The organism is Enterobacter sp. ECC-175 (assembly GCF_043968675.1).
GTDB lineage: Bacteria > Pseudomonadota > Gammaproteobacteria > Enterobacterales > Enterobacteriaceae > Enterobacter.
This window is the reverse complement of sequence record NZ_CP143776.1, coordinates 3,040,067-3,052,349: the sequence shown is the minus strand read 5'-3', so window position 1 is coordinate 3,052,349 and position 12,283 is coordinate 3,040,067. Positions and strand designations below refer to the sequence as shown.

The following is a 12,283-nucleotide window of genomic DNA, read 5'->3' as shown; positions in this document are numbered from 1 at the left end:
AAGGGGAAAAATATTGTTAGGTGATAACAAATAGCAGAACGGAATAACGGAGAAAGACGGGGGAGGGAAAACTCTCTTCCCGGGCGGGAAGAGAGCCGTCATGCTTATTTAATTTCCAGCTCGTTCATTGCAGCGATGTTGAAGCCGCCGTCAACGTGAACCACTTCGCCGGAGATACCCGCGGAAAGGTCGGAGCACAGGAATGCAGCAGAGTTACCGACGTCTTCGATGGTAACGGTACGACGAATCGGCGTAACCGCTTCGCAATGCGCCAGCATTTTACGGAAATCTTTGATACCGGACGCCGCCAGGGTACGGATTGGACCCGCGGAGATGGCGTTAACACGCACGCCTTCTGGACCCATTGCGTTCGCCATATAGCGCACGTTGGCTTCCAGAGACGCTTTTGCCAAGCCCATAACGTTATAGTTAGGGATAGCACGCTCTGCGCCCAGGTAGGACAGGGTCAGCAGCGCTGAGCCCGGGTTCAGCATGGAGCGGCAAGCTTTTGCCATCGCCACGAAGCTGTAGGAGCTGATGTCGTGCGCGATTTTGAAGCCATCACGGGTTACCGCGTTCACGTAGTCGCCGTCCAGCTGGTCGCCAGGCGCGAAGCCGATGGAGTGAACGAAACCGTCGAATTTCTCCCAGGTTTTGCCCAGCTCTGCGAACATCGCATCAATGCTTTCGTCTTGTGCAACGTCACATTCCAGAATGATGCTGGAACCCAGCTGTGCGGCAAACTCTTCAACACGGCCTTTCAGCTTGTCGTTCTGGTAGGTGAATGCCAGCTCGGCGCCTTCGCGGTGCATAGCCTGTGCGATGCCGTATGCGATGGACAGTTTGCTGGCAACACCGGTCACCAGAATGCGCTTACCGGAAAGAAAACCCATAGCTTTAATCCTTATATTCATTGTTGTGGCGACCGTCATCATATGGGGACAATCGTCGTTAAAACGCGGCGATAATATCACGTGTCGCGCGCTTAGTTAATCCGACCACTCTGCTGACGCGCGCTTATCGATCTTTTCGCCACGCATCGGCGGTCAATGCTTCACCAAAATGTCCGGCAATAAGCCGTTTGGTCAGGTCGTGCAGCGGAGAGGCGAGGACATCCGCGGTGCTTCCGCGCTCCACCACTTCACCCTGGTGCATTACGAGCACCTGGTCGCTGATGTGCTTCATCATGCCGAGATGCTGGGTCACGTAGATATAAGAGATACCCTGTTTTTCCTGCAGCTCCAGCATCAGGTTAATTAACTGCGAACGCATCGACATATCCAGGGAGGCAAGGGCCTCGTCGGCAATAATCACCTTCGGGCGCAGGATCAGCGCGCGCGCCAGGCCCAGGCGCTGTTTCTGCCCCGGGGCCAGCATGTGGGGATAATAGCTGACGTGATCCGGCAGCAGCCCCACCAGGCGCAGCGTCTCGACGATGCGCTTGCGGCGCGCCTCCGGTTCCAGGTCTGTATTCAGCCGCAGCGGGAAATCCAGGATCTGCGAGATGCGCTGGCGCGGGTTGAGCGACGTTGACGGGTCCTGGAAGATCATGCGGATACGCTGGCTGCGGAACGAGTAGTCGCCGAAGGTCAGCGGACGATCGTCGATCAGCACTTCGCCGCCGGTCGGCTCCACCATGCCGGCGAGCATTTTCGCGAGCGTAGATTTTCCCGAACCGTTCTCGCCGATGATCGCCAGCGTCTGTTTCTCGCGCAGCATAAAGCTCAGCGGCTTAACGGCCTCCACGGTCTGGCGGTGAAACAGGCCGGTGCGGTAGCGAAAGGTCTTACTCAGGTTGCGCACTTCCAGTAACGTTTCGACCATTTCACTCTCTCTCCATGTTCAGCGGGAAATGACAGGCGTAAAGATGGTTTTTCGCGCCCGTCAGGCGCGGAGTCTCTATGCATTTACGCTGAGCATACGGGCAGCGCGGCCCCAGACGGCAGCCGATCGGCAGCGATTCCAGCAGAGGAATGGCCCCCGGCAGCGTGTTCAGGCGGCTTTTATGCGGCATCGCGCTGCCAAAATCGGGTATCGCGCGGATCAGCGCCTGGGTATACGGGTGATGGGGGATGGTCACCAGATCTTCACTGCCCGCCGTTTCTACCGTTTGACCACAGTACATAACGTCGATTTTATCCGCCCATTTGCTCAGCATCTGCAGGTCATGGCTGATCAGCAAAATGGTGGTGTTGTTGTTCTGGTTAAGCCGCGTCAGCAGGCGGAAAATCTGCGCCTGCGTAGTGGGCTCCATCGCGTTGGTCGGCTCATCCGCAATCAGCAGACGCGGCTGATTCGCCAGTGCGATGGCAATCATTACCTTCTGACATTCGCCGTCGGTCAGCTCATAGGGAAAACTGCGCATCGCGTCTTTATGATCTTTTATCCCGACGCGGTGCAGCAGCTCAATGGCGCGACGCTTGCGCCATCCAAGGCGCTGCCACCAGCGGCCTTTATAGGTCCATCCGGGAATGTTTTGCATCAGCTGTTTGCCAACGCGCTCCGACGGGTCAAGACAGGACTGCGGCTCCTGGAAAATCATCGAAACGTTGTGGCCCACCAGCTTGCGCCGCTCGCGGGGGGAGAGGCGCAGCAGGTCGATATCATCGAAGCGCATGCGGTCAGCCGTGACGCGCCAGTTATCTTTCGCCACGCCGCAAATGGCTTTGGCGATCAGGCTCTTGCCGGAGCCTGATTCCCCCACGAGGCCGCGAATCTCGCCCTCAGCCAGAGTAATGCTGATGCGGTCTACGGCTTTTACCCAGCCTTCGCCGGTTTTAAACTCGATCGTGAGATTGCGGATATCCAGTAACGGCATTATTCCACCCCCGCATTGATTGCGCGGCGGATACCGTCGCCCAGCAGATTGACGAGAAGGACGCTGATCATAATCGCGGCGCCGGGCAGCATGACCGTCCACGGCGCGACGTAAATCAGCTCCAGCGCGTCGCCGAGCATTGCGCCCCACTCAGGTGAGGGCAGCTGCGCCCCCAGGTCGAGGAACCCGAGCGCGGCGATGTCCAGGATCGCCATCGACAGCGCGCGCGTGATCTCCGTGACCAGCCCCGCAGCGATATTGGGCAGCACCGCAAACCACAGAATGTTGGACGTGGTCGCGCCGTCCAGGCGCGCGGCGACAACGTACTCTTTCTCCAGCTCGTCATGCACCAGGCTATATACCGAGCGCACCAGGCGGGGCAGGATAGCCAGCCAGACCGCAAACATCGCGTGGGACAAATGCGGCCCCGCAAACGCCACGACGATGATCGCCAGCAGCAGGGATGGAATAGAGAGCAGAGTGTCCAAAATATGGTTAAGCACCGCCGAGCGCAGGCCGTGGGTTGAGCCCGCGAAAATGCCCAGCGCCAGGCCACACGCCGTCGCCGCCAGCGTAACGATAAACGCGCCGCCGACCGTTGGCGCCGCGCCGCTCAGCAGGCGGCTCAGCACGTCGCGCCCGAGATCGTCCGTACCGAGGAAAAACGACACCTCGCCGTAGCGCGACCACGACGGCGGCAACAGCTGATAGCCGAGGAACTGCTGGTCAATGCCGTAGGGCGCAAACCACGAGCCAAAGACGCACAGCAGAGCCAGACCGGCGCAGCCGTACAGGCCGATCATCGCCGTCGTATCACCATAGAATTTACGCCACACGGTGCGCAGCGCGCCGGGCGTGCGCTTTTCACTGTATACGCTATCGTAGGGCATACCATTCCTTATGCTTCAGCGGGTTTGCCATGGCACCCAAAATATCGGAAATCACGTTCACAATTATCACCAGCGAGCCAATCACCATCACGCCTGCGGAGATGGCGGCGTAGTCCTGCTGGCGGATCGCGTTAATCATCCAGCGCCCAAGCCCCGGCCAGCTGAAGACCATTTCGGTGATCATGGCCAGCGTCAGCATGGTGGAAAATTGTAGCCCCAGGCGCGGGATCACCGGCGGCAGGGCGTTGTGCAGGACGTGGCGTCGCAAAATCGTCAGGCGCGAGAGTCCGCGCGTGGCGGCCGCCTTCACGTAGTTCTGGTCGAACACCTCGATCGTGCTGATGCGCATCAGGCGAACGACTTCGGTCGTCGGCGCGACGGCGAGGGTCAGCACCGGCAGCACCAGGTGGCGCAAGGCGCTCACGATCATTTCGTGACGCCAGACAGAATCGGAAAGCCAGGCGTCAATCACCGAGAACCCGGTCACCGTTTTGACCGTATACAGCAGGTCAAAACGGCCAGACACCGGCAGCCAGCCCAGCGTCAGCGAGAAGAAAAGCGTCAGCAGCAGCGCCAGCCAGAATACGGGGATCGAAAAGCCAAGCAGCGCCAGGGCGCTAATGAACTTGTCCTGCCATTTATTGCGGTAAATGCCCGCCAGCATGCCCACCGGAATACCGACCATCAGGGCAAAACCAAACGCCAGGATGCACAGCTCCATGGTCGCCGGGAAAACCTCTTTTAGCTGTTCGGAAATCAGCTGTCCGTTGATGCTGGACACGCCGAAGTCCCAGTGCAGCAGGCCCGTAAACCAGAAAAGCCAGGCGTCCCAAAGCGATGAGCCCTGCAGCGGCGCGTGCGGCGTAAAATAGCTCAGGCTAAAGCCGACGAACGTCAGCAAAAAGAGCGTGACCAGCAGCAGCAGGAGGCGGCGCAAGGTAAAAATGATCATGGCTTTTTCACCTCTTGTTCTTTTTCCCGCGAGACGCCCGCGAAGGAGGCGTTGCCGAATGGGCTTAGCACCAGGCCTTTAATATCATAGCGATAGGCCTGAAGACGCAGGGAAGAGGCCAGCGGCAGCACCGGAAGCTCGCGGGCCAAAATGTTTTGCGCCTCGTCGTAGGCGTCGATGCGCGCGGCAAGCTGCTGCGTGGCAAGCGCTTTTTGCAGCACCGAATCAAACTCGCGGTTGCACCAGTGGGCGTAGTTGGTCTGGGAGTTGATCGCCGCGCAGCTCAGCAGCGGACGGAAGAAGCTGTCCGGGTCGTTACTGTCGGTCGCCCAGCCGGTGAGGGTTAAATCATGATTCATATCCATCAGGCGCGCCTCCTGGAAACGACCCTCAACCGGAACGATAACCACCCTAACGCCTACCTGCGCCATGTCGGCCTGCAGCAGCTCAGCCGTTTTTAGCGGGCTTGGGTTCCACGCCTGCGAGCTGGTAGGCACCCACAGCTGCAGCGTGAGGTTTTCTGCCCCCAGCGCCTTAAGCTGCTCGCGCGCTTTTGCCGGGTTGTACTCCGTAATTTTAGCCTCACCGTCGTAAGCCCAGGACGCGCGCGGCAAAATAGAGGCGGCCGTTTCTGCCGTGCCGTAATAGATCGACTGCATCAGCCGCTGATTGTTGATCGCCAGCGCCAGCGCGTGGCGCACCGCGGGGTTGTTCAACGGCGGCTTATCGGTATTGAAGGCCAGATAGGCAATGTTCATGCCGGGGCGCAGCGTCAGGCGCAGGCGCGGATCGTCGCGCAGAATGCTGAGCTGGCTGGCAGCAGGCCATGCGAGCACATCGCATTCCCCGGTAAGCAGCTTGGACAAACGCCCCGTGCCGCCAGAGCCTAAATCGACGACTACCTGCGGCATCAGCGGGCTGCCTCGCCAGAAGTGCTCGTGGCGCTGCAGACGAATGTATTGACCGGCGCGATAGTCGGCGACCTGAAACGGCCCGGTTCCGACGGGCTGGCGATCGAGCAGCTCCTGACGATCGATCTTCGTGAGCTTCGCGGCATATTCAGCTGACATCACCGAGGCGTAGTGGGTTGCAAGATGCCACAGGAACGAGGCGTCCGGGTGCGCCAGGCGGAATTCAACCGTGTGATTGTCCAGCTTGCGCACGCTTTTCACGGTGTCGGCAAACTGCAGGCTGTCGAAGTAGGGGAAGTTTCCGCCGTTAACGTTGTGCCACGGGTGGCTGCGGTTAAAGATGCGTTCGAAGGTAAACACCACGTCGTCTGCGTTCAGCCTGCGGGTGGGGGTGAACCACGGCGTGTGCTGAAAGGCGACGTCGCTGCGCAGGTGGAAACGGTAGGTGGCGCCGTTGTCCAGCACCTCCCAGCTTTCGGCAAGCTCCGGGACCAGGCGATAGGTGTAAGGGTCAACATCCAGCAGGCGATCGTAGAGCTGCGCGGCGAGGGTGTCGACAATCAGGCCGCTGCCCGCTTTTTGCGGGTTAAAAGTATCAACCTGCCCGCTGACGCAGTAGACGAAGCCGCTGTCGCGAATATCAGGCAGCGAAACAGGCTCTGGCGCAGCAAAAGCCAGGTTGCTGAACAGACCGAATGCAAAAAGGGACGATAAAACCAGGCGCATATTTATTAAGGTTTTTAGGTTCGATCTGCAAAGTGTATCGCACTTACGCCTGATTCGTAAAAATGTCTGGGGGTAAGTGCTGATTATGTCAGCGCATTTGATGTTTTTTGAGCAATGCCCTTAATTGATGGTAGGTCAGGCCCAGCAGTTCAGCCGCCCGCTTCTGGTTATATTTTGCCGCCTTAAGGCTCTGCTCCAGAAGCTGCTGTTCCTGCTGGTGCTGAAACTCACGCAAATCCAGCGGAAGCGAAGGGGCATTCGATGCTGCCGCGGTTTTCTGCACGGGCTGCGGCTCGCGCCTGAAGGGATCGATAATAATGTCATCCAGCTCCGTTTCGCTGCTGGCGTGGCGATAGACAGAGCGTTCAACCACGTTTTTCAGCTCGCGAATATTGCCCGGCCAGCGGTATTCGAGAAGCGTTTCGGTTGCACGCTCGCTGAAGCCGGGAAAAAGCGGCAGGCCGAGCTCGCGGCACATCTGTATGGCGAACTGTTCGGCAAGCAGCATGATGTCGCTGCGGCGCTCGCGCAGGGGAGGAAGCTGCACAACGTCAAACGCGAGGCGATCGAGGAGATCGGCCCGGAACGTATTTTCCGCCACCATCTCCGGCAAATTGGCGTTGGTGGCGCAGACCAGGCGCACGTTGACCTGCAAAGGCTGGCTGCCGCCCACGCGCTCCAGCTCGCCGTATTCAATGACGCGCAGCAGCTTTTCCTGCACCAGCATCGGGGCGGTCGCCAGCTCGTCGAGGAACAGCGTGCCGCCGTCGGCGCGCTCAAAGCGGCCCGGATGGCGCTTTTGCGCGCCGGTAAAGGCGCCGGCCTCATGGCCGAAGAGTTCGGTATCGAGCAGGTTTTCGTTCAGCGCGGCGCAGTTGAGCGAGATAAAAGGGCCGTCCCAGCGCCCGGATAAAAAGTGAAGCCGGTTGGCAATCAGCTCTTTACCGGTGCCGCGCTCGCCGATAATCAGCACGGGCTTATTCAGCGGGGCAAGGCGGGAAACCTGCTCCAGCACTTCGAGAAAGCTGTTGGCTTCGCCCAGGAGGTTATCTTTGTATTCTGCCATGATGAAATTAACCACTCCGTAGTGATATTCACCAGGTGAATGTAGAGCGTCGGCGGTGATAAATCAATCACTATCTTATAAATCAACAAGATAAAAAGTTGGCACGGAGATTGTATTACCTGTTCAGCAGGGCATCGCCCGATAACAGAAATGAAGAGGATTAGATTATGGGTATTTTTTCTCGTTTTGCCGACATCGTGAACGCCAACATCAACTCGCTGCTGGAGAAAGCGGAAGACCCACAGAAGCTGGTGCGCCTGATGATTCAGGAAATGGAAGACACGCTGGTTGAAGTACGTTCAACGTCTGCCCGCGCGCTGGCTGAGAAAAAACAGCTGTCGCGCCGCATTGAGCAGGCCACTGCCCAGCGTGAGGAATGGCAGGAAAAGGCCGAACTGGCGCTGCGTAAGGATAAAGAAGATCTGGCGCGCGCTGCGCTGATTGAAAAACAGAAGCTGGTGGATATGGTCGCCGCGCTGGAGCATGAGGTCACGCTGGTCGATGATACGCTGACACGCATGAAGAAAGAGATCGGCGAGCTGGAAAACAAGCTTAGCGAAACCCGCGCCCGACAGCAGGCGCTTACGCTGCGCCATCAGGCTGCTAGCTCTTCTCGCGACGTGCGTCGCCAGCTCGACAGCGGCAAGCTGGACGAAGCGATGGCACGCTTTGAATCCTTCGAGCGCCGCATCGATCAGATGGAAGCGGAAGCCGAAAGCCACGGCATCGGCAAACAAAAAACGCTGGATCAGCAGTTTGCTGACCTGAAAGCGGATGATGAAATCAGCGAACAGCTGGCCGCGCTGAAAGCCAAAATGAAGCAAGACAACCAATAATAATTTAAGCGGCACCGCAGGTGCCGCCACGCAAGACAAGGAGTACACATGAGCGCGCTTTTTCTGGCTATTCCCCTGACCATTTTCGTGCTGTTCGTTTTGCCGATCTGGTTATGGCTGCACTATAGCAACCGGTCCGCACGCGGCGATCTTTCGCAAAGTGAACAGCAGCGTCTGGTGCAGCTGTCCGATGAAGCAAAAAAAATGCGCGAGCGCATTCAGGCGCTGGAAGCCATCCTGGATGCGGAACACCCGAACTGGAGGGATCGTTAATGGCTGGTCTCAATCTGAATAAAAAGCTGTGGCGGATACCGCAGCAGGGCATGGTTCGCGGCGTATGCGCCGGGCTTGCTCACTATCTGGACGTGCCGGTAAAGCTGGTGCGCGTGGTGACGGTATTGTCCATTTTCTTCGGGCTGGCGTTTATCACGCTGGTGGCTTACGTGGTCTTATCCTTTGTGCTCGATCCGATGCCGGAAGGCGAGCTGGATGCCGAAGGGAAGCCGACCAGCAGCGATCTGCTGAATGCCGTAGACGCGGAGCTGGCCGCAGGGGAGACCCGCCTGCGTGAAATGGAACGCTACGTCACGTCCGACACCTTTACGCTGAGAAGCCGTTTTCGTCAGCTTTAAGAGAGAATGCAAATGAATAAACACTGGCAACAGGCCGGTCAGAAGGTAAAGCCCGGCCTGAAAATCGCAGGTAAACTGGTCCTGCTGACGGCATTGCGCTATGGCCCTGCCGGCGTAGCGGGCTGGGCGATAAAATCTGTTGCCCGTAAGCCGCTCAGAATGCTGCTGGCCGTTGCGCTGGAGCCGATGCTGCAAAAGCTGGCAAAACGCGTTTCCCGCCGCTATATGTCCTAAACCCTCTTTATCCGACAGGCGTTCTTATTGCCCCCGGCAAGCGCCTGTCGCCCCCGCTTTTTTTCGCCCCGACGATCCCTTTCTTTGCGGCAGCTCACATTAATGATTTGCACTGCTTTGCAATAGCCGTTTTCTTACCCCTGGTCCGTTGACAGATATTTATCCTGGGAGTAGATTGCCACTCCGTGGGACCGCTACCATGGAAAACATTGTGAACGATAAAATTAATGGTTTGTTAGATCTTGTTTATGGTGAAACGTTTTCTGAAACGCATCGAAGCGTGCTTTTTGAGAAAATAGATAAAACCTGTCACGCAATTAGTGAAAATCGTAAAACAGGCTGGGATGAAAAAGACGTTGTCCTGATAACCTATGCGGATCAATTTTCGCAGGAAGGGGAGAAGGCATTACCTGTTTTTACGCGCTTTTATAATAAATGGCTTTCAGGTTCTTTCTCACATGTTCACCTATTGCCCTTTTATCCCTGGTCATCTGACGACGGGTTTTCGGTTATTGATTATCACCAGGTCGCTCCAGAAACCGGGTGCTGGCAAGATGTTGCCGAATTAAAATGCTCTGCAAGCCTGATGTTTGATTTTGTTTGTAATCACATGTCAGCGAAAAGCGAATGGTTTAGCCATTATCTCCAACAAAAGCCTGGCTATGAAGATTTCTTTATTGCCGTTGATCCCAGGACTGACTTATCAGCGGTCACGCGTCCGCGCGCTTTACCGCTTCTGACACCCTTTACGCTGCATGATGGCAGCATCAAACATCTTTGGACGACCTTCAGCGAAGACCAGATTGACCTGAACTTCGCCTCTCCCGGCGTGCTGATTGCGATGGTAGACGTCCTGCTGCACTACCTTTTGGAAGGGGCGCGTTACATTCGTCTCGATGCCGTTGGCTTTATGTGGAAAATCCCCGGTACGAACTGCATCCATCTTGAACAGACGCACCGCCTGATCCAGCTTTTCCGCGCCATCACCGACACGGTAGCCCCGGGTACGGTCATTATCACCGAGACCAATGTCCCGCATAAAGACAACGTTTCCTACTTTGGCGACGGCGAAAACGAAGCGCAAATGGTGTATCAGTTTTCACTGCCGCCGCTGGTGCTGCATGCGGTTCACCGTCAGGATGTGCAGGCTCTGGTGCGCTGGGCATCGTCGCTGTCGCTGCCTTCAGCGAACACTACGTGGTTTAACTTCCTCGCTTCGCACGATGGCATTGGCCTGAACCCGCTGCGCGGCATTTTGCCCGAGCCTGACATTCTGGCGCTGGTAGAACAGCTCCAGCAGGAAGGGGCGCTGGTTAACTGGAAAAATAACCCTGACGGTACGCGAAGCCCTTATGAAATTAATGTGACCTATCTGGACGCGTTAAGCCCTCGCGACGGTGAAGATGACCAGCGCATTGCCCGATTTATATTGGCGCATGCCGTGCTACTGAGTTTCCCAGGCGTGCCGGCAGTTTATATTCAAAGCATTCTCGGTTCGCGTAATGATTATGACGGCGTTGAGCGGTTGGGATATAACCGCGCCATCAATCGTAAGAAATTTAAAGCAGGCGAAGTGGATGCTCAGTTGGAAAATAGTGAAACGCTACGCCATAAAATTTATAAGAGCTTAAGTGAGCTTATTGTCATTCGTCGTAAAGAGAAAGCATTTCATCCTGCGAGCAGGGCAGAGTTTGATGTGGTGAATAAATGTATTCTGAAAATTACGCGCACTGCAGGCGATGGCGAACGCATTACAGGGTTGTTCAATTTCAGTAATACCGAACAAACCCTGCTTTCAAATACGCACTATGGCCGGGAATTATTGACGCAACATATTATTAAAGGCACGGCACTTACCCTGAATCCATGGCAGGTTATGTGGATTAAAGAAAACTAAAAAAGGACCTAAAAATGAAGATACCTAAGATTGTGCTGTTATCAGCACTGGTTTCTTGCGCCCTGTTATCGGGCTGCAAAGACGATAAATCGTCAGCGGTGACCATCGAATTTATGCACTCGTCGGTGGAGCAGGAGCGTCAGGCGGTCATTACGAAACTTATTGAAAAATTCGAGCAAGAAAACCCCGGCATTACCGTAAAACAGGTTCCGGTAGAAGAAGACGCCTATAACACCAAGGTCATTACGCTGGCCCGTACCGGCGCGCTGCCGGAGATTATCGAAATCAGCCATGACTACGCGAAGGTCATGGACAAAGAGCATTTGCTCGACCGGGACGCCATCGGCGAAGCCGTTAAGGCCGTCGGGGAAGAGACCTTTTATGACGGCATCTTACGCGTCGTACGTACCGAGGATGGCTCGGCGTGGACGGGCGTGCCGATAAGCGCCTGGCTTTCAGGCGTCTGGTACCACAAAGACGCGCTCGCCGCGGCCGGCATTGAGGAGCCGCACAACTGGGAGCAGTTGCTTAAAGCCAGCCAGGCGCTCAACGATCCCGCGAGTAAACATTACGGTATCGCGCTGCCCACGGCGGAAAGCGTGATGACGGAACAGGCGTTTTCACAGTTCGCGCTGTCGGGTGGAGCGAACGTCTTTGATGAAAACGGCAACGTGCAGATTGACACGCCAGCCATGGCAAAAGCGCTGGCCTTTTATAAAAACCTGGCGGCTACCACGATGCCGGGCTCAAACGACGTCATGGAAATTAAAGACGCCTTATGAACGGTTCTGCGCCGATGGCGGTTTACTCCACCTACATTTTGCCGGCCGTTTTTAGCGAAGGAAATCCCGCCAACCTGGGCTTTGTTGTACCGACCGAACGGTCCTCCGCGGTCTATGGCATGGTGACGTCTCTTACCCTTACCTCGGGTCAAACGGAAGAGGAGACCCTCGCGGCGAAGAAGTTTGTCGTCTGGATGGAGAAAGCGCAAAACGCCACTGACTGGGTGATGATGTCGCCCGGTGCCGCGCTGCCGGTCAATAAGCTGGTCGTCGGGACCGACACTTGGAAATCAAATGACGTCATTCAGGCATTTGGCCAGCTTCCCTATGAGCTGATCGCACAGTTCCCGAACCTGCAGGTGTTCGGTGCCGTAGGTGACAAAAACTTCACGCGCATGGGTGACGTAACGGGCTCCGGCATTATCAGTTCCATGGTGCATAACGTCACGGTCGGTAAACAAGATCTCAGCGCAACCTTAAGCAGTAGCCAGAAGCGTCTGAGCGATCTCATTTCACAACACTAGGAGCGCTCTGCGAAA

General features: G+C 56.5%; 12 protein-coding genes and 1 pseudogene. 6 read left to right on the top strand and 7 right to left on the bottom strand.

The window, feature by feature from the left end; genetic code table 11:
- Positions 1-104: 104 nt before the first annotated feature.
- The 7 genes from fabI to pspF form a co-directional block, all read right to left on the bottom strand.
- Positions 105-893: an enoyl-ACP reductase FabI gene (gene fabI, locus V1599_RS14520; protein WP_112011689.1), complete on the bottom strand. Its 789-nt coding sequence runs from the start codon at positions 891-893 to the stop codon at positions 105-107.
- A gap of 124 nt (positions 894-1,017) precedes the next feature.
- On the bottom strand, positions 1,018-1,824 hold the full coding sequence (sapF, locus tag V1599_RS14515; protein WP_112011690.1) for a putrescine export ABC transporter ATP-binding protein SapF: 807 nt from the start codon (positions 1,822-1,824) through the stop codon (positions 1,018-1,020).
- 1 nt (position 1,825) lies between these two features.
- Positions 1,826-2,818, bottom strand: coding sequence for a peptide ABC transporter ATP-binding protein SapD (gene sapD, locus V1599_RS14510; protein ID WP_112011691.1), 993 nt, complete (start codon positions 2,816-2,818; stop codon positions 1,826-1,828).
- Positions 2,818-3,708 (bottom strand): putrescine export ABC transporter permease SapC, encoded by an 891-nt coding sequence (gene sapC, locus V1599_RS14505; protein WP_395300320.1) that lies wholly within the window; start codon positions 3,706-3,708, stop codon positions 2,818-2,820. Before sapC ends, sapD begins: the two co-directional genes overlap by 1 nt.
- The gene (gene sapB, locus V1599_RS14500) at positions 3,695-4,660 is read right to left on the bottom strand and encodes a putrescine export ABC transporter permease SapB (RefSeq protein WP_112011693.1); all 966 of its coding nucleotides are present in this window, start codon (positions 4,658-4,660) and stop codon (positions 3,695-3,697) included. The genes sapC and sapB overlap by 14 nt, the downstream gene beginning before the upstream one ends.
- Positions 4,657-6,297: an ABC transporter substrate-binding protein SapA gene (gene sapA, locus V1599_RS14495; RefSeq protein WP_395300319.1), complete on the bottom strand. Its 1,641-nt coding sequence runs from the start codon at positions 6,295-6,297 to the stop codon at positions 4,657-4,659. Before sapA ends, sapB begins: the two co-directional genes overlap by 4 nt.
- An 88-nt stretch (positions 6,298-6,385) precedes the next feature.
- Positions 6,386-7,378, bottom strand: a complete 993-nt coding sequence (gene pspF / locus V1599_RS14490) for a phage shock protein operon transcriptional activator (protein ID WP_297120844.1) — start codon at positions 7,376-7,378, stop codon at positions 6,386-6,388.
- A 152-nt stretch (positions 7,379-7,530) separates the two neighbouring features.
- On the opposite strand from pspF, the gene pspA reads away from it, so the two are divergent.
- The 6 genes and pseudogenes from pspA to V1599_RS14460 all read left to right on the top strand — a co-directional run bounded on the left by pspA (position 7,531) and on the right by V1599_RS14460 (position 12,268).
- Positions 7,531-8,199 carry a phage shock protein PspA gene (pspA, locus tag V1599_RS14485; RefSeq protein ID WP_112011696.1) on the top strand — a complete coding sequence of 223 codons (669 nt, stop codon included), beginning with the start codon at positions 7,531-7,533 and terminating at the stop codon, positions 8,197-8,199.
- 48 nt (positions 8,200-8,247) lie between these two features.
- Positions 8,248-8,472 carry an envelope stress response membrane protein PspB gene (pspB, locus tag V1599_RS14480; protein WP_112011697.1) on the top strand — a complete coding sequence of 75 codons (225 nt, stop codon included), beginning with the start codon at positions 8,248-8,250 and terminating at the stop codon, positions 8,470-8,472.
- Positions 8,472-8,831 carry an envelope stress response membrane protein PspC gene (pspC, locus tag V1599_RS14475; protein WP_112011698.1) on the top strand — a complete coding sequence of 120 codons (360 nt, stop codon included), beginning with the start codon at positions 8,472-8,474 and terminating at the stop codon, positions 8,829-8,831. The genes pspB and pspC overlap by 1 nt, the downstream gene beginning before the upstream one ends.
- A gap of 12 nt (positions 8,832-8,843) precedes the next feature.
- Complete coding sequence (gene pspD, locus V1599_RS14470) at positions 8,844-9,065, top strand: phage shock protein PspD (protein ID WP_395300318.1); 222 nt, start codon at positions 8,844-8,846, stop codon at positions 9,063-9,065.
- 199 nt (positions 9,066-9,264) lie between these two features.
- Positions 9,265-10,962, top strand: coding sequence for a sugar phosphorylase (locus V1599_RS14465; protein ID WP_395300317.1), 1,698 nt, complete (start codon positions 9,265-9,267; stop codon positions 10,960-10,962).
- Between the two features lie 14 nt (positions 10,963-10,976).
- Positions 10,977-12,268 (top strand): annotated as a pseudogene (locus V1599_RS14460) (ABC transporter substrate-binding protein).
- Positions 12,269-12,283 lie beyond the last annotated feature (15 nt).